General features: G+C 64.8%; 15 protein-coding genes and 1 tRNA gene. 1 reads left to right on the forward strand and 15 read right to left on the reverse strand.

Annotated features, from left to right (window positions below; all coding sequences use genetic code 11):
* Window positions 1-22: 22 nt before the first annotated feature.
* From IC232_RS30925 to IC232_RS30965, 9 genes are all read right to left on the reverse strand, one after another.
* Window positions 23-98 (reverse strand) — tRNA-Lys (locus tag IC232_RS30925).
* 146 nt (window positions 99-244) lie between these two features.
* Window positions 245-1,426, reverse strand: a complete 1,182-nt coding sequence (gene tgt, locus IC232_RS30930) for a tRNA guanosine(34) transglycosylase Tgt (protein WP_190848785.1) — start codon at window positions 1,424-1,426, stop codon at window positions 245-247.
* Between the two features lie 123 nt (window positions 1,427-1,549).
* Window positions 1,550-2,626, reverse strand: a complete 1,077-nt coding sequence (queA, locus tag IC232_RS30935; RefSeq protein ID WP_190848786.1) for a tRNA preQ1(34) S-adenosylmethionine ribosyltransferase-isomerase QueA — start codon at window positions 2,624-2,626, stop codon at window positions 1,550-1,552.
* Between the two features lie 202 nt (window positions 2,627-2,828).
* Window positions 2,829-3,296, reverse strand: a complete 468-nt coding sequence (locus tag IC232_RS30940) for a peptidylprolyl isomerase (protein ID WP_190848787.1) — start codon at window positions 3,294-3,296, stop codon at window positions 2,829-2,831.
* A 116-nt stretch (window positions 3,297-3,412) separates the two neighbouring features.
* The gene (locus IC232_RS30945) at window positions 3,413-3,910 is read right to left on the reverse strand and encodes a hypothetical protein (RefSeq protein ID WP_190848788.1); all 498 of its coding nucleotides are present in this window, start codon (window positions 3,908-3,910) and stop codon (window positions 3,413-3,415) included.
* An 8-nt stretch (window positions 3,911-3,918) separates the two neighbouring features.
* On the reverse strand, window positions 3,919-4,467 hold the full coding sequence (locus IC232_RS30950) for a peptidylprolyl isomerase (protein ID WP_190848789.1): 549 nt from the start codon (window positions 4,465-4,467) through the stop codon (window positions 3,919-3,921).
* A 30-nt stretch (window positions 4,468-4,497) separates the two neighbouring features.
* Window positions 4,498-4,998: a pantetheine-phosphate adenylyltransferase gene (gene coaD, locus IC232_RS30955; protein ID WP_190848790.1), complete on the reverse strand. Its 501-nt coding sequence runs from the start codon at window positions 4,996-4,998 to the stop codon at window positions 4,498-4,500.
* Window positions 4,999-5,339: 341 nt separating this feature from the next.
* Window positions 5,340-8,030, reverse strand: a complete 2,691-nt coding sequence (gene gyrA / locus IC232_RS30960; RefSeq protein WP_246812515.1) for a DNA gyrase subunit A — start codon at window positions 8,028-8,030, stop codon at window positions 5,340-5,342.
* A 1,295-nt stretch (window positions 8,031-9,325) separates the two neighbouring features.
* Entirely contained in the window at window positions 9,326-10,180 is an 855-nt protein-coding gene (locus IC232_RS30965) for a hypothetical protein (protein WP_190848792.1), read from the reverse strand.
* A 69-nt stretch (window positions 10,181-10,249) separates the two neighbouring features.
* Here IC232_RS30965 and IC232_RS30970 point away from each other — a divergent pair, with 69 nt between their 5' ends.
* Complete coding sequence (locus tag IC232_RS30970) at window positions 10,250-10,888, forward strand: MarC family protein (RefSeq protein WP_190848793.1); 639 nt, start codon at window positions 10,250-10,252, stop codon at window positions 10,886-10,888.
* On the opposite strand, the gene IC232_RS30975 is transcribed toward IC232_RS30970, so the two are convergent.
* The 6 genes from IC232_RS30975 to ssb form a co-directional block, all read right to left on the reverse strand.
* A complete protein-coding gene (locus tag IC232_RS30975; RefSeq protein WP_190848794.1) occupies window positions 10,848-11,399 on the reverse strand; it encodes an RNA pyrophosphohydrolase in 552 nt (183 codons plus the stop codon). The two genes, IC232_RS30970 and IC232_RS30975, sit on opposite strands and share 41 nt — an antisense overlap.
* Window positions 11,396-11,869 carry a GNAT family N-acetyltransferase gene (locus tag IC232_RS30980; RefSeq protein ID WP_190848799.1) on the reverse strand — a complete coding sequence of 158 codons (474 nt, stop codon included), beginning with the start codon at window positions 11,867-11,869 and terminating at the stop codon, window positions 11,396-11,398. Before IC232_RS30980 ends, IC232_RS30975 begins: the two co-directional genes overlap by 4 nt.
* Window positions 11,866-12,978, reverse strand: a complete 1,113-nt coding sequence (locus IC232_RS30985; protein ID WP_190848795.1) for a M20 family metallopeptidase — start codon at window positions 12,976-12,978, stop codon at window positions 11,866-11,868. The genes IC232_RS30980 and IC232_RS30985 overlap by 4 nt, the downstream gene beginning before the upstream one ends.
* Before the next feature lie 159 nt (window positions 12,979-13,137).
* A complete protein-coding gene (locus tag IC232_RS30990) occupies window positions 13,138-13,365 on the reverse strand; it encodes a DUF6894 family protein (protein WP_190848796.1) in 228 nt (75 codons plus the stop codon).
* A gap of 184 nt (window positions 13,366-13,549) precedes the next feature.
* A complete protein-coding gene (locus IC232_RS30995; RefSeq protein WP_190848797.1) occupies window positions 13,550-15,475 on the reverse strand; it encodes a hypothetical protein in 1,926 nt (641 codons plus the stop codon).
* A 243-nt stretch (window positions 15,476-15,718) separates the two neighbouring features.
* A partial coding sequence (gene ssb, locus IC232_RS31000; RefSeq protein WP_190848798.1) for a single-stranded DNA-binding protein occupies window positions 15,719-16,075 on the reverse strand: 357 nt, incomplete at its 5' end.

A 16,075-nucleotide genomic window follows, 5' to 3' on the forward strand; every position in this document is an offset into this window, starting at 1 on the left:
GCCGGTAACCCTTTGATATTGTTGGTGAGCGCGCTGGGACTCGAACCCAGGACCCTCTGATTAAAAGTCAGATGCTCTACCGGCTGAGCTACGCGCTCCCAGGGGTGAGCCCGAGATAGGGGGTCTTAGGCATAAGGTCAATCGAAAAGCCCCGCCTTGCGGCCTTAATCCTCAGCTCCAAAGCCCAGAAACTGCTGTTGCTCGGACACCTTTTCGCGAGGTGTCAGCCCCGTGCCGGGCAAGCTCAGCCCTCCGCCGCCATGGCCGTATTGTCGGCGTGCTGGCCCACTTCGGCCTTGCTGTCCCGCTCACCCTTGGCCCAGCCTTCCTTGACCTCGCCGATATAGCTCTCGAGGCGCCCCTCGGCGATGGCCTTGCGCAGGCCGGCCATGAGTTCCTGATAGTACGCCAGGTTGTTCCAGGTCAGCAGCATCATTCCCAAGATCTCGTTGGAGCGCACGAGATGGTGGAGATAGGCCCTGGAATAGGTGTTGGAGGCCGTGGACTTCGATTCCGGATCGAGCGGGCTCGTATCCTCGGCAAACCGGGCGTTGCGCAGGTTCATGCGGCCGTGGCGGGTGAAGACCTGGCCGTGGCGCCCGGCGCGAGTGGGCATGACGCAATCGAACATGTCGACGCCCCGGCGCACCGCCTCGACGATGTCGTCCGGTGTGCCGACGCCCATGAGGTAGCGGGGCTTGGCACCTGGCATATGCGGTTCGACCGTCTCGATCATCCGCAGCATCACCTCCTGCGGCTCGCCCACGGCAAGGCCGCCGATGGCGTAGCCCTTGAGGTCGAGGCCTGCGAGTTCCCTGGCGCTCTCGATGCGCAGCCGCTCCACCGCCCCACCCTGGACGATGCCGAACATGGCCTTGCCGGGCTGCTCGCCGAAAGCCACCCGGCAACGCTCCGCCCAGCGTAAGGACAGGCGCATGGCCTTCTCGGCCACCTCGTCGGTACAGGGCAGCTTCACGCACTCGTCGAGCTGCATCTGGATGTCGGAGCCGAGCAGGCCCTGAATCTCGATGGAACGCTCGGGCGTCAGCACATGGGTCGAGCCGTCGATGTGGGACTGGAAGGTCACCCCGGTCTCGTCGATCTTGCGCAGGGCCGACAGGGACATGACCTGGAAGCCACCGGAGTCGGTCAGGATCGGATAAGGCCAGTTCATGAAGTGATGCAGCCCGCCTAGCCGCGCCACGCGCTCCGCGCCGGGGCGCAGCATGAGGTGATAGGTGTTGCCGAGCACCACGTCGGCGCCAAGCGCCTTCACCTGATCGGGATACATGGCCTTCACGGTGGCGGCCGTGCCGACCGGCATGAAGGCCGGCGTGCGGATGACGCCGCGCGGCATCCGGATCTCGCCGGTGCGTGCCGCCCCGTCGGTCTTGTTGACGGTGAAGCTGAAGGTCTCGGTGGTCATTCAGAAACTCTCTGTGTCATTCCCGGCCGAAGCGCAGCGGACGGGAAGGGAATCCATAACAGCTGCGGAACATCAATGGATCCCCTTCCCGGTCCTACGGACCGCCGGGGATGACATGGAGTATCAACGCCGGAACAGCAAACTCGCATCGCCATAGGAATAGAAGCGATAGCCTGTCTCGATCGCATGAGCATAGGCCGCCCTCATGCAATCCAGCCCGGCAAACGCCGAAACCAGCATGAACAGGGTCGAGCGCGGCAGGTGGAAGTTGGTCATCAGCACGTCCACCGCCTTGAAGCGGTAGCCCGGCGTGATGAAGATCGCCGTGTCGCCGGAAAATGGCGCGATGGTGCCGTCCTCCCGGGCGGCGCTTTCCAGCAGGCGCAGGGACGTGGTGCCGACCGCCACGATGCGCCCTCCCCTAGCCCGTGCCTCGTTGAGCGCGCGAGCCGTCTCCTCGGAGACCGAGCCCCATTCCGCATGCATCCGGTGCTCGGCGGTGTCCTCTGCCTTCACCGGCAGGAAGGTGCCCGCGCCCACATGGAGCGTCACGAAGTGACGGCTGATGCCGCGCTCATCGAGGCGGCGGAAGAGATCGTCGGTGAAATGAAGGCCGGCGGTCGGCGCCGCAACCGCTCCTTCGTCCTTGGCATAGACGGTCTGGTAATCCCGCAGGTCTTTGTCGTCGGTCGGGCGCTTTCCCGCAATGTAGGGTGGGAGGGGCAGTTCGCCGAGACGGGCAATCGCCTCGTCTAGGAACGCTCCGGCAAAGGAGAAGCGTAAGCCCACATCGCCCCCCTCGCCTTTCTCCTCCACCTCCGCATCGAGCCGCACGAGCTCGCAGGCCGTGCTCTCGGACGCTTCGCCGAAGCGGATGCGGTCGCCCACATTGAGCTTTTTGGCCGGCCGGGCGAAGGCGCGCCAGCGGTCGGCTCCCTCGCGCTTGTGGAGCATGATCTCGACGCGGGCCGCATTCTCCTCCCGCACCCGCAGGCCATAGAGACGTGACGGAATGACCTTGGTGTTGTTGAGCACCAGCACATCGCCCGGCTGCAGCAGGTTCGGCAGGTCGCGGACGATGCGGTCTTCGAGCCCGGCTTCGGGCCGGACCACGAGCATGCGCGCACCATCCCGCGGCTCCACGGGGCGGAGCGCGATGCTGGTCTCAGGGAGTTCGAAATCGAACAGGTCGACGCGCATATATAATCTATCTCAAACCTCATCCTGAGGAGCAGACGCAGTCTGCGTCTCGAAGGAGGTTCCAGTGTTCTCTGGAGGCGCCCTCGTCCTTCGAGATAGCGCTTTCAGCGCCTCCTCAGGATGAGGGCTTAAGACAATTCAGTTTATCTGAAAACGTGGATGCCCGGGACAAGCCCGGGCATGACGACAGAAGTTGGAAGACTTAAGCCGCGTCTGCCGCAACCTTCATGGAGACGATGCTGTCGGGATCGCGCACGGGCTCGCCGCGCTTGATCTTGTCCACGTTCTCCATGCCCTCGGTGACCTTGCCCCACACGGTGTACTGCTTGTCGAGGAAGCGGGCATCGTCGAAGCAGATGAAGAACTGCGAGTTCGCGGAATGCGGAGCATTCGTGCGAGCCATGGAGCAGGTGCCGCGCACATGCGGCTCGGCATTGAACTCGGCCTTCAGGTCCGGCAGATCGGAGCCGCCGCTGCCGGTGCCGGTCGGATCGCCCGTCTGGGCCATGAAGCCTTCGATCACCCGGTGGAAGACCACGCCGTCGTAAAAGCCCTTTCGGGCGAGCGTCTTAATGCGCTCGACATGGCCTGGGGCGAGTTCGGGACGCAGCTCGATGACCACGCGGCCCTTGGTGGTCTCCATGATGAGGGTGTTTTCGGGGTCTGCCATGAGAATCTCCTTGGAATGGCTTGTATTTAGGGGATGCGGCCGCCGGTCACTAGAGCATCGGACCAAAAGTGAGATCCGCTGATCGCTGACGCGGACCTTCGGTTCCGCACATCGCGTTAAAGGGACTGTGGTTTTTCCGTTGCCGGTGAATCGACAAAGCGGAACGTGAAGGGCCGGCCGGCCACCGCCGCACCGAGCTTGTCCGTGAACGGCATGGGTGAGCAACGCACCAGGGCCTCCCGCACGGCCTGCGTGAAGGCATCCCGGTTCGCTTTGTCGGGCTCACCTTCCCGATAGTGGGTGATCATGGGCTTGCCGAGCACCTCGCCGTTCCGCTTGAAGCTGATGCGGATCGTCACCGACTGGCCGGAATAGCGCATATCCGTCGGCCGCCAGCAGGCCTGCATGGCGCGCACGATGTCGTTGAGGGTGTCTACTTGCTTCGGGATCTCCTCGCCGCTCGGTGGACGGATGATGCCGTTGAAGCTCTGCGGCAGGGACGGAGGCGGCTCGCGCCGCTCGTCCGGATCGCCGAACAGCCCCTGGGCAAGGGCCGGCAGCGCCAAGCTCAGGCCCAGGAGAAAAGCAGCAATCCCCGCCCTGTATGGTCGCAAGGCGTGCATCACTTCGCGTCGGCGGCGAGCTGCATCTTCACGATCTTGTCCGGGTTCGACACCATGCCGTTGGCGGCCTGATTGCCCTTCTTGATCTTGTCGACCACGTCCATGCCGGACACGACCTCACCGAAGAGGGTGTACTGGCCGGTGAGCGGGCCGCACCCGTCGTAGCAGATGAAGAACTGGCTGTTGGCCGAGTCCGGGCTCTGGGACCGGGCCATGCCAACCGAGCCGCGCTTGTACTGGGTCTGGGTGAACTCGGCTGGAATGTTGGGGAGGCTCGACTTGCCGGTGCCGGTGCCGGTGGGATCACCTGTCTGAGCCATGAAGCCGTCGATCACCCGGTGGAAGACCACCCCGTTGTAGAACCCCTGCTTCGTCAGAGCCTTGATCTGCTCCACATGCTTCGGAGCAAGATCCGGGCGCAGGCGGATGGTGACGCGACCGTCCTTGGTATCGAGGAACACTGTGTTCTGCGGGTCGGCGGCCTGCTGGGCGGCGGCTGGACCGAGGCCGGCGAGCACGAGCGCTCCGGCTGCGAGCAAACGCTTCATGGATGGATGTCTCCCTATGGATGATAAACGTTATGGCCGCCTGAATTTGGCGGCCAAGTGCTCGGCGACAAGCCCCGGCACGAAGGCCGAGACGTCGCCGCCCATCCCGGCGATCTGCCGTACAAGCGTGGCGGTGATGGGGCGCACAGCGGGCGAGGCCGGGAAGAAGAGGGTCTGGACCTCCGGCGCCATGGCGGCGTTCATGGAGGCCATCTGGACCTCGTAGTCGAAATCTGAACCGTCGCGCAGGCCGCGCACGATGAGCGTGGCGCCGTGCCGGCGGGCGGCCTCAACCGCCAGATCGTTGAAGGTCACGACTTCGAGCGCGACGCCCCTCCCCTGCAGAATCGGCCCGCAGACGGCCTGGAGCATCGCAGCCCGCTCCTCGGCCGGAAAGATCGGCGCCTTTGAGGGATGAACCCCGATGGCCACCACGATCCTGTCCGCCACGCTGCAGGCCTGGCGCAGAACATCCAGGTGGCCGTTGGTCACGGGGTCGAAGCTGCCGGTATAGAGGGCGGTGCGTGTCATGAGGCCAAGGCGTAGCCGGATTGACGCTGCCAAGCAAGCCGTGCGGTGGCACACGGCGGGCCGAACGAGAGCGTGGAATATTCGGGTTAACCTAAAGTCAAGGTTTCAGGAGAGCACCATGATTGTCCGCCTCTGCATCGTCTTCGTCACCGCCATCGCCGTGCTGAGCCCGGCTGCCCTGGTGAGCCTGGGGTGAGCGTTGAAGATTCGCGCCGGTTGCTCACGCTGTCGTTCCGGGGCCGCGCAAGCGGAGCCCGGAATGACAGTGGAACGGAAAAGTCCGTAAAAAACCCGCCGGTTCGCACCAGCGGGTTTTTGCACTCTTGATCGAATGGAAGCTCTTACTCTTCCCCAGCCTCGCCGCCGTCGGCCCCAGCATCGTCGATGCCGTCGACCTCTTCGGCGTCCTCGCCCTCGATGTGCTCCACCGAGACCACCTTCTCCTTGTCGCGGGTGGAGAAGACCGTGACGCCTTGCGAGTTGCGGCCGACGACGCGGATGCCTTCCACGGGCACGCGGATCAGCTGGCCGCCGTCGGTGACAAGCATGATCTGGTCCGAAGCCTCCACCGGGAACGAGGCCACTAGCTTGCCGTTGCGGCTGTTCACCGCCATGGCCGTGATGCCTTTGCCGCCGCGGCCGGTGATGCGGTACTCGTAGGACAGCGTCCGCTTGCCGTAGCCCTTCTCGGACAGGGTCAGGATGCACTGCTCCTGCGCGCTCATCTCGGCATAGCGCTCCTGCGAGAGCGAGACGTTCTCGGCTGAGGCCTCCTCCGCCTCATCCGAAGCATCGGCATCCGAGCCCATCTGCTCGCCGGTGACGGCGCGGCGCATCTTGAGATAGGCCGCACGCTCCTCACCGGTGGCTTCCACGTGGCGCAGGATCGCCATCGAGATAATGTCGTCACCCGAGGCCAGGTTGATGCCGCGCACGCCCATGGAGTCGCGGCCCTTGAAGACGCGCACGTCCGTGACCGGGAAGCGGATGCACTGGCCCTTGGCCGTGGTGAGCAGCACGTCGTCGTTCTCCGAGCAGATCTGCACGTCGACGATATGCTCGCCTTCATCCAGCTTCATGGCGATCTTGCCGCCGCGATTGACCTGGACGAAGTCCGACAGCTTGTTGCGGCGCACCGTGCCGCGGGAGGTGGCGAACATCACGTCGAGCTTATCCCAGGACGCCTCGTCCTCGGGCAGCGGCATGATGGTGGTGATGCGCTCGCCCTGCTTGATGGGCAGCATGTTCACCAGGGCCTTGCCCTTGGCGTTCGGAGCCGCCAGGGGCAGGCGCCACACCTTCTCCTTGTAGGCCTGACCCTCGGAGGAGAAGAAGATCACCGGCGTGTGGGTGTTGGCCACGAACAGGCGGGTGACGAAATCCTCATCGCGCGTGGTCATCGCGGAGCGGCCCTTGCCGCCGCGGCGCTGCGCCCGGTAGGTCGAGAGCGGCACGCGCTTGATGTAGCCGGCATGGGACACGGTGACGACCATGTCCTCGCGGGCGATCAGGTCCTCGTCGTCGAGATCGGAATCCCAATCCACGATCTGCGTCTTGCGCGGCGTCGCGAAGGTGTTGCGAACATCCGTCAGCTCGCCCTTGATGATGCTCATGATGCGCTCGCGCGAGCGCAGGATCTCGAGGTAGTCCGAGATCTCGGCGGCCAGCTTCGACAGCTCGTCGCCGATCTCGTCCCGGCCGAGAGCCGTGAGGCGCTGCAGGCGCAGGTCGAGGATGGCGCGGGCCTGGGTCTCGGAGAGGCGATAGGTGCCGTCCTCGTTGATGCGGTGGCGCGGGTCGTCCACAAGCGCGATCAGCGGCGCGATGTCGTGCGCCGGCCAATCGCGGCCCATGAGGGACTCGCGGGCGGCGTTCGGATCCGGCGCGGTGCGGATGAGGCGTATGACCTCGTCGATGTTGGCGACCGCGATTGCCAAGCCGCACAGCACGTGGGCACGCTCGCGGGCCTTGTTGAGCAGGAACTTGGTCCGGCGGGACACGACCTCTTCGCGGAAGTCGACGAAGGCTTGGATCAGGTCCTTCAGCGTCATCAGCTCGGGACGGCCGCCGTTGAGCGCCACCATGTTGCAGCCGAAGCTCGTCTGCAGCGGTGTGTAGCGATAGAGCTGGTTGAGCACCACGTCGGCCATGGCGTCGCGCTTGATCTCGATCACGATGCGCATGCCGTCGCGGTCGGATTCGTCGCGCAGGTCCGAGATGCCTTCGATCTTCTTCTCGCGCACGAGTTCGGCGATCTTCTCGATCAGCGAGGCTTTGTTCACCTGGTACGGGATCTCGGTGAAGATGATCGCCTCGCGGTCCTTGCGGACCTCCTCGATCTCGGACTTCGCCCGCATGATGACGGAGCCGCGGCCCGTGGTGTAGGCCGAGCGCGCACCGGCGCGACCGAGGATCAGGGCGCCGGTCGGGAAGTCCGGGCCCGGAATGATCTCGATCAGTTCCTCGGCGGAGAGGCCGGGATTGTCGATGAAGGCCAGGCAGCCGTCGATGACCTCGCCCAGGTTATGGGGAGGCATGTTGGTGGCCATGCCGACGGCGATGCCGCCGGCGCCGTTGACGAGCAGGTTCGGGAAGCGCGCCGGCAGCACCGACGGCTCGTCCTTGGACTCGTCGTAGTTGGAGTTGAAATCGACCGTGTCCTTGTCGATGTCGTCGAGAAGCGGCATGGCCGCCTTGGCGAGGCGGGACTCGGTGTAGCGCATGGCGGCCGGCGGATCGCCGTCCACGGACCCGAAATTGCCCTGCCCGTCCACGAGCATGAGGCGTAGCGAGAAGTCCTGCGCCATGCGCACCAAGGCGTCATAGATCGCGCTGTCGCCGTGCGGATGGTACTGACCCATCACGTCGCCGACGATGCGCGCGGACTTCACGTATTTCTTGTCGGGCGTATAGCCGTTCTCGTGCATCGAGTAGAGGATGCGCCGGTGCACGGGCTTGAGGCCGTCGCGCGCATCGGGCAGAGCGCGGCTCACGATCACGCTCATAGCGTAATCGAGATAGGAGCGCTTCATCTCGTCGACGATGGAAATGAGCTTGATGTCGCTCGCCGGCTGGTCCCCGCCGGGGCCGCCGGAGCGGATATCGTTCGGATCGGTCAAGGTTGGTCTTTCTTAAAACGGTCTGCCCTTTCGCGAGAGGCGGCTTATCGATGCCGCTTCGTCAAGCCGTCCGGCAGGCCCGCGAATCCAATTGAAATCAGACTCTTACATGGGGGAGAACGCCGCCTTTTTCAAGCTTTTTGACGGGTTTTCCAGAGGCAAGGACAGGGGCGAAATCCGTTTACGTTTCAGCAACTTATTGTCCGGTGGAGCGAGGCGCGAGGCAGGCTTGCGGCTGTGGCAGTGTCGCAGGACTGCAGACGGACCAAGAAATGGCCTTAAAGGTCCTCCGTAAGCCTCTGATTTGATTAGGCTCCGCTACCCTATGCTCTCTCATTCCAGGCGGCAGAGCCGATCCGGGGTCGCGGGCAGGAGGAGGCTTTGAACCTCAACAGTGTCATCCCCGCGCAGGCGGGGATCCATAACCACGACGTTTCAGAATAGAGCGAACAGCGTCGTGCCTCGTTCTGCACCATTAGCGGTTATGGATCCCGGGCTCTGCTGCGCAGCCCCGGGATGACGGTGCTTTACTCGTCGTACGATCCCGGATCAGCCTTGCCGTCCGGGATGACGCGGGTGGGGTGGCAAAGAGCCAGCACCTTGGGGCCCGCAGCGGGTGCTGCGAGCCTGAAGGGTGATCGAGGGTGGCGCTCCGGGCAGCCCAGCTCGATGGTTGATGTTGAATGGAAGAGCCAGACTGCTCTTGGCGCACGGTTTGTTTCAGCGGACCTGGAACAAGCCAGGATCGGCCACCCGCGATCACAGGGGTGCGAGCCCTGCGGCGGGACCGTGCCTGCTCCCACACTGCGACACCTCGCGAGCGTGCCCCTCACAGGAGCAGGTCTACACAACGATATAGCCGAGCTTGCAGCAACCGTCAAGAACAAAATAAGAACATACTCTCGCCGTCATGGCCGGGCTCGCCCCGGCCATCCACGTCTTCGAGCCATCGCGCTTCTCTCTGTCCTCATCCTGAGGAGCAGACGCAGCCTGCGTCTCGAAGGAGGCTCCAGTGCACTCTGGACGCTCCTTCGAGACGGTCGCTGCGCGACCTCCTCAGGATGAGGCAGGAGCGGTGGACAGCAAAGACGGAGATCCCCGGAACAAATCCGGGGATGATGTGAAGGATGTTTGAACCGGGGAGCATGGGACCACGAAAGGTGTCATTCCCGGCAGGAGAGGCAGGGAATCCACTCAGCAGGATCGGGTTACGCCCTCACCAATAGCGCCGTCGTGTCGTCGCTCAGCTTGAAGCGCGCATGGAGCGTCCCGTCGGGATCGCGCTCCGTCTCGATCTCCCGCGCCAGCTTTGCCAGCGGCTCGAGACCGGATGTGAGCGCCGCCTCCATGAGCCCGGCGGCATCCATGGCCCGGTAGAGATCGACCAGGGCTGAAGACCCGTCCGAGGCGAGCAGGATCGTCGTGCCGTCCTCACAGGACGCCGTCTCGTGCCGCAGCCGGTCGGCGGCATCCGGGTTGAAGCTCACGAGGGCGGCCGGAATGCCGCTTTTCCGCTGGCGCTCGCGGCGCTCGCCGAGCCAGGCCAGGAAGACGGGCTCATCGAGGATGGCCGTGGGCCAGGAGCCTGCCTGCCGCATCAGTTCGGCAGCCTTGGCGGATTCGAAGTCACGCAGGCCGGGCGCATCGCCCAGCACCTGCACGGCCCCGTCGGGCTGGCGGAGATAGGCCGTGGTGTCGCCGAAGGTCCAGGCATCGAGCACATGGCTCCTGCGGCGCACCAGCGTCATGGCCCCGAGCGGCCAGGTGACGAAATCCTCGTGCCGCTCCACAGGCGCGACGGCCCGGTAGGCCGTTCGGGCCCCCTCCATGGCATGGCGGATCAGGGCCACGCCATCCTGCGCGTGAGGCGCGAGATCCGAGAGGCGCCGGCTCACGAAACCCGCGAGCCATGTGGCGTCGCTCGCCTCGTGCATGACCGGCGGGGTGCCGGGAAAGATCGAGGTGTCGATCACCCAGGCCCAGTCGCCCGAGACGCCGCAGATGTCCTCGTTGGGCTTGTCGGGATGCCCCGGCCAGCTGATCCGATCCAAAATCGTGAACATCGTTGCCCCGCCCCTCGCCAAACGCGCCAGGGAAGGCCATAACGCAAAGCTCGCGATAAGGTCCAGCCGATGCTCTTTGACTATATCTCCGCCGCTCTCGTCACGCTGCTCGTCACCCTCGACCCGCCGGCGCTTGCCCCGATCTTCGTATCGCTGACACGGGGCATGAACGCGTCGGAGCGGCGCCGGGTGGCGCTAAGAGCCAGCCTTATCGCCTTCGGCATCCTGGCCTTCTTCGGCCTCGGCGGCGAGGTGCTGCTGCGCCTGCTCGGCGTCGGCATCCCGGCGTTCCGCATCTCGGGCGGCCTGCTCTTGTTCTGGATCGCCTTCGAGATGGTGTTCGAGCGCCGCAACGAGCGCAAGCAGCACACCGCCGACATCGCCATCACCGAGGACCACATCCGCAACGTCGCGGCCTTTCCCCTCGCCATTCCGCTCATGGCCGGACCCGGCGCGATCACCGCGACGATCCTGCTCGCGGGCCGGGCCGACGGCAACCCGGTTTATCTCGGCTTCCTGATTGCGCTCATCGCTCTCGGTGTCGCGAGCTGCTTTGCCGTCTTCATGGCGGCCGATCGCGTCTCGCGCTGGCTCGGCGTGACAGGCAACATCGTGCTGAGCCGTCTGCTGGGCGTGATCCTGGCAGGGCTGGCCGTGCAGTTCATCATCAACGGCGTGCTGGCGCTGCTGCAGCCGGCTGCGCTGTAAGCGCCTTCCCTTTAAAAGCCCGGAATTCCCGGGCGACGTGCTCGTAGACGGCGCGCTTGAACGGCACCACCAGTTCCGGCGCCCGCTCGAGGCTTTCCCAGCGCCATGCGCTGAACTCCGGCACCATGCCGCCTCGAACGCCCGCAACCTCGATCTCGCTCTCCTCGCCTGTGAAGCGGAAGGCCACCCACCGCTGACGCTGGCCGCGAAAGGGGGACAGCCGGTGCGGCGGCCCGGCATAGGGTGGAAAATCATAGCTCACCCAGTCGGAGGTCGACCCGAGCGGAACGGCGCTCGTGACGTTCGTCTCCTCCCACAGCTCGCGCCGGGCAGTCGTCAGCAGGTCTTCCTCGCCGTCGATCCCGCCCTGCGGCATCTGCCACTCATGGCCGGGCAGCACGATCTCGGGACCGTCGTTCCCGAGGCGCCGCGCCATCAGAACCAAGCCGTTCCGATTGAAGAGCGCAATGCCTACATTGGGGCGGTAATGCCCCTCGGGCTCGGGGTTCATAACGGCCCGCCTTCCGCATCTCGGGTCATAACGAACATCCCGTCCGCGAGCGTCTCCATCACCGACCAGCCCGAGCCCTCATAGAACGAGCGCCGGTGCGGGCCCGCCAGCAGGTAGACGCGTCCTGCCCCGGCCTTGAAGGCGAAAGCCGCAGCCCTGTCGATCAGGGCCGCCCCGGTCCCTCGCCCCCGATGGTCCGGCTCCAGCCAAACGGCGGCAATCCAGGGCGTGTATTGTGGCCTCGTCTCCTCGTCGCAGGCGATCAGGGACGCGGTGCCGAGAAAGATGTCGCCGCGATGGGCGACGAAACAGCTGGGAACCGGCCCTTGCCCGAAATTCTCCTGCACGAGACCCGTGAGCAGGCTCAACGGGTGCCCCTTGTCCTTCCAGAATGCGCGCCAGACGCGGTCCGCAACCGCCTCGGCAAAGTCCGGCCGGTCGCGCAGATCGCTGATCGCGATGCCGCTCAGCGCAAGGTCTCCAGCAGGCGCGTCATGAGCTTCTGGCGCGGTGCGATGGAGGAGATCAGGCCGTATTCCTGGAGCGTATGCGCCCCATCGCCGTCGATGCCGAGGCCGTCGAGGGTCGGGATGCCGAGCGCCGCCGTGAAGTTGCCATCCGAGCCGCCGCCGACACGCGGTGCGGAGACGAGATCGAAGCCGATTTCGGCGGCGAGCGACTTTGCATGGTCGAAGAGCCGGGAGGTCGCCTCGTTGCGCTCATAGGGCGGCCGGTTCATGCCGCCGGTGACCGTGACCTTGAAGTCAGGATTCTCGGGCTTGAGCCCGAGGAGCGCCGCCGTCACGGCTTCTCCGTCGGCGACGGTTTCAACCCGCAGATCCACCGAGAAGCGGCAATGCTGGGGAATGGTGTTCATGGCCGTGCCGCCGGACACCATGCCGACCGTCGTGGTGGTGCCCCGCGCGTAATCCGTCATGGCCTCGATGGCGAGAACCTGGCGGGCCGCCTCATAGATCGCGTTACGACCGTCCTTGTGGCGCGAGCCCGCATGGGCCGGCCGGCCTTCCACATGCACGTCGAAGCGCCCTACCCCTTTGCGGGCCGTGACGATCTGACCGCCGTCACGGGCGGGCTCGGTCACGAGAGCATAGGCGGAGCGGCGGGCGAGATCCTCGATCATCGGCCGGGTGATCGGCGAGCCGATCTCCTCGTCCGGCGTCACCAGGAAGGTGACGGGCCGCGCTGCCGTGCCCCGGCGCGCCACGTCCTTGAAGGCCTCGAGGCAGAACCAGGCTCCGCCCTTCATGTCGTAGATGCCAGGCCCGTAGAGACGGTCGCCCTCGACCCGCATCGGCAGATCGCGGTCGATGGTGCCGATCGGGTGGACCGTGTCGAGATGCGACATCACCAGGATGCCGGGCTCCCCCGTCTGAGGGCCCGCCCGCAGCACCAGCACGTCACCCAGGCCATCCGTGCCCGGAACACGCTCGACCGCCACCGGCGCGTCCTGCATCTGCGCGACCACGAGGTCCATCATCAGGTTGACGCCGGCCCGGTCGGAGGTCGGGCTCTCGGTGCGGATCCAGGTGAAAAGCGTGTCGAGGGATGCGGCTGTCATGGCAGTGCAGGGATCTCCAAACTCACGAAAAAGGCGGCCTTGCGCCGCCTCACCCCTCATAGCCCTCCCATGTCCCGGTGTCACCCATTCAAAGAGCAGACCGCGTGCCAGCCTTATGCAGGGCAGCCAAAAGCGGTCAGCATGACGGTCGATCGTGCATCAATGCTGCGCTGTATCCAAAGGAATCGACAACAGAACCTTGCCTGAGGCATCGGTGACCTCCAGGTGCCATCCGCGCCAGTCGACCTCGCCCTCTTCGCCCTCGTCGCGGAGTTCCTGAATCGCCTTGATGGCCTGATAATGGGCAGCTTCCAGATCCGAGACTTCAATGCCCGTCTCGTCGAGGATCCGTTCATGCCTGTGCACGAGATGAAAGAAACAATGCACTCAAAAGCAGCCTTGGCAAAATTTTCGACCGCCGGACTTATGCCATTGCGGAGCCTACTCCTAAATGAGCAGCTTCCGTGCAATCACGCAAGGTAAGTTTTCCGTTTTGCCGGTCATCCGGGAGATTTCAACGCCTTCCGCGACCCAGTGGGCGGACGCAGCGCAGAACTGCTTCCTTTTGGGTTCAGATGATGAAGAAATCCTTGTGCGTGATGCCGAGGTTTTTGGTCAGCGTGGCGATCTCCACAGCCTTGCCACGCGCGGAGCCGTCCGGATCGTACAGCAGAACGCCCTTGGCCTTGTCGTAGATGAGATAGTCGTCCCGGTCCTTGGCGGCAGAGCCGACGACGAGAAGGCCTTTCTTCAGCTGCGCCGGATTGGCCTCCGAGCCCTTCTGACCCAGCTTGCTGAACACGGCGTTGTCGAGCCAGACGCTGTCGTCCTTCACCTTGAAGTCGACGATCTTGTCCCTGTTGGTTCTGGCATTGAGTTTCGTGGCGAACACAAACACGTCCCGGCCCGTGCCTCCACTGAGCACGTCATGTCCGGCTCCGCCCCAGAGCACATCGTCGCCGGCGCCGCCGTTGAAGCTGTCCCGTCCGGCCCCGCCCTTCAGCATATCGGACGCAGCACCGCCGGTCAGGCTCTCGGCGGCGACGTCGGAGACCGCGATGGCGACGGATGTGGTGAACGTCGCCCCGGCCGCATCCCGCACCTGCACCCTCACCTGATGGCTCGCCGCCTGCTCGTGATCGAGCTTGATGCCGTCCTTCACCTTGATCTGGCTGCCTTCGATCCGGAAGCGGCCGCCCGCATCGTCGAGGAGCGTGTAGGTGAATTCCCCGCCCGTGACGAAGGCCTTCGGCTGAAGCGTTCCGGCCGAGCCGGTGCCCGGATCGCCTTCGGAGACGGCCTGCGCGAAGAACGTCAGCCCCGTGGGCGTCGTGGGGCCGATCTTCTCGCCGGAGGCCGTGAACCGCTGCTGGTAGATTTCACCGGGCGTGCCCTGCCAAGTGACGATCCAGCCGCCATCGGGCAGCACGCTGACCGACGGATCGCGTTGGTCGCCCGCTACCGTGGTGTTGACCGGGATGTCCTCGCCGGACAGCGCCTGTCCATTCGCTGCATAGCGGCGCTGATAGATGTCTCCCGTTCGATCGGGGCCGGAGTTCACCCATGTGACAAGCCAGCCGCCATCGGGCAGAGCGGTCACGTCGGAACTGAATTGATCGTTTGTCGGCGCGACGTTGACGATCGCTTCCCGGCCGACGCTCCACCCATTGGAATGGAACCGCTGCTGATGGATGTCGACGCCTGTGCCGCCGATAACCCGGCACGACCAAGTCACCACCCAACCACCGTCGGCCAGGGCCGTGACGGAGGGGTCCCTCAGGGTGTCGGCCCTCACCGTATTGACGCGGGTCTCTCCGCGGATCTCCAGGCCGGCCGAGTCATATCGCTGCTGATAGATGCCGACGTTCCCATTCCCGGCATCGGACGTCCAGGTGACGACCCATCCCCCGTCCTTCAGCGCCGTCACGCCGGTGGAAAGCTGACTGCCAGCCTGGACGGTATTGACCCTTTGCTCACCGGTGCCGATCTCGTAACCGTCGCGGTCGAAGCGCCGCTGGGAGACATCGTAGTCGCCGCTGGAGATGAGGAGATTCCATGTGATCACCCACCCGCCATCCGCCAGGACCGTGACGGAGGGAACATTCTGGGTGTTTCCAAGGGTGGCATTGACGATGCGCTCAGGGCAGATCTCCTGCCCGAACGCGTTGTAGCGCTGATGGTAGACGTTCCGCCCGAGGCCATCCAAGAAATCGCCCACCCAGGTGACCGTCCAGCCGCCGTCGGGGAGCGCCGCGACGTCGACATCGTCTTTGAAGCCACCACTCCTCGTGGTGACCCTGACGTCCTGGCCGATGGGCTGGCCTCTGAAATCGTAGCGCTGCTGATAGATCTCGCCGATGCTGCCATTGGGAGTGATCGACACCCACGTGACCACCCAGCCGCCATACTTCAGAACCGTCACTGACGGCGCTTCGTCGCTTGTAGCGCTGCGCACGGTCACCTGGGTTTCGCCGGAGGGTGCAACGATCCGTGTCATGCCGCGATGTTCCTGAATAGGCTGCTATCGGCTTGGTTTAACGTTATAATGAACCTAGAAGAAAGCCTTCCATGTCGCCGCGTCATCTTCCATCAGGCTCCCCGGCACAAGCGATGACGAGCTCAAGGCGCGGCCACTGATTGGCAACACCCGTCAGGCTCCTGCGCTCTCATGAAAAAGGCCGCCGAGATGGCGGCCTTTTCGAGCGATGCCCTTGCGGCAAGATCCTGCAAAGGGAGAATCCTAGAACGGAATGTCGTCGTCCAAGTCATTGTAGCGGGAACCGCCGCTGCTGCTGCTGCCGCCCGCGGAGGGCGCCGGCCGCCGGTCCTGCGAGGGCGAGCGTCCGCCGAAGTCACCGCCTCTGGAGACTTGGCCCGGCTCCTCTTCGCCGAACTCGGATGAGCCGCCGCCGCGGCTGTCCAGGATCGTCAGCTCACCCCGGAACCGCTGCAGCACCACCTCGGTGGAGTACTTCTCCACCCCCTGCTGGTCGGTCCACTTGCGCGTCTGCAGCTGGCCTTCCAGGTACACCTTCGAGCCCTTCTTCAGGTACTGCTCGGCCACCCGGGCCAGGTTCTCGTTGAAGATCACCACCGA

It is taken from the genome of Microvirga sp. (assembly GCF_014699075.1).
Taxonomy (GTDB): Bacteria; Pseudomonadota; Alphaproteobacteria; order Rhizobiales; family Beijerinckiaceae; genus Microvirga.

Coding starts and splice junctions, on each gene's coding strand:
- IC232_RS30985 (WP_190848795.1), bottom strand. CDS start 12,978: ATGACAGCCGCATCCCTCGACACGCTTTTCACCTGGATCCGCACCGAG.
- IC232_RS30995 (WP_190848797.1), bottom strand. CDS start 15,475: ATGACACGGATCGTTGCACCCTCCGGCGAAACCCAGGTGACCGTGCGC.
- coaD (WP_190848790.1), bottom strand. CDS start 4,998: ATGACACGCACCGCCCTCTATACCGGCAGCTTCGACCCCGTGACCAAC.
- queA (WP_190848786.1), bottom strand. CDS start 2,626: ATGCGCGTCGACCTGTTCGATTTCGAACTCCCTGAGACCAGCATCGCG.
- IC232_RS30975 (WP_190848794.1), bottom strand. CDS start 11,399: ATGAACCCCGAGCCCGAGGGGCATTACCGCCCCAATGTAGGCATTGCG.
- gyrA (WP_246812515.1), bottom strand. CDS start 8,030: ATGAAGCGCTCCTATCTCGATTACGCTATGAGCGTGATCGTGAGCCGC.
- IC232_RS30970 (WP_190848793.1), top strand. CDS start 10,250: ATGCTCTTTGACTATATCTCCGCCGCTCTCGTCACGCTGCTCGTCACC.
- IC232_RS30965 (WP_190848792.1), bottom strand. CDS start 10,180: ATGTTCACGATTTTGGATCGGATCAGCTGGCCGGGGCATCCCGACAAG.
- IC232_RS30950 (WP_190848789.1), bottom strand. CDS start 4,467: ATGAAGCGTTTGCTCGCAGCCGGAGCGCTCGTGCTCGCCGGCCTCGGT.
- IC232_RS30940 (WP_190848787.1), bottom strand. CDS start 3,296: ATGGCAGACCCCGAAAACACCCTCATCATGGAGACCACCAAGGGCCGC.
- tgt (WP_190848785.1), bottom strand. CDS start 1,426: ATGACCACCGAGACCTTCAGCTTCACCGTCAACAAGACCGACGGGGCG.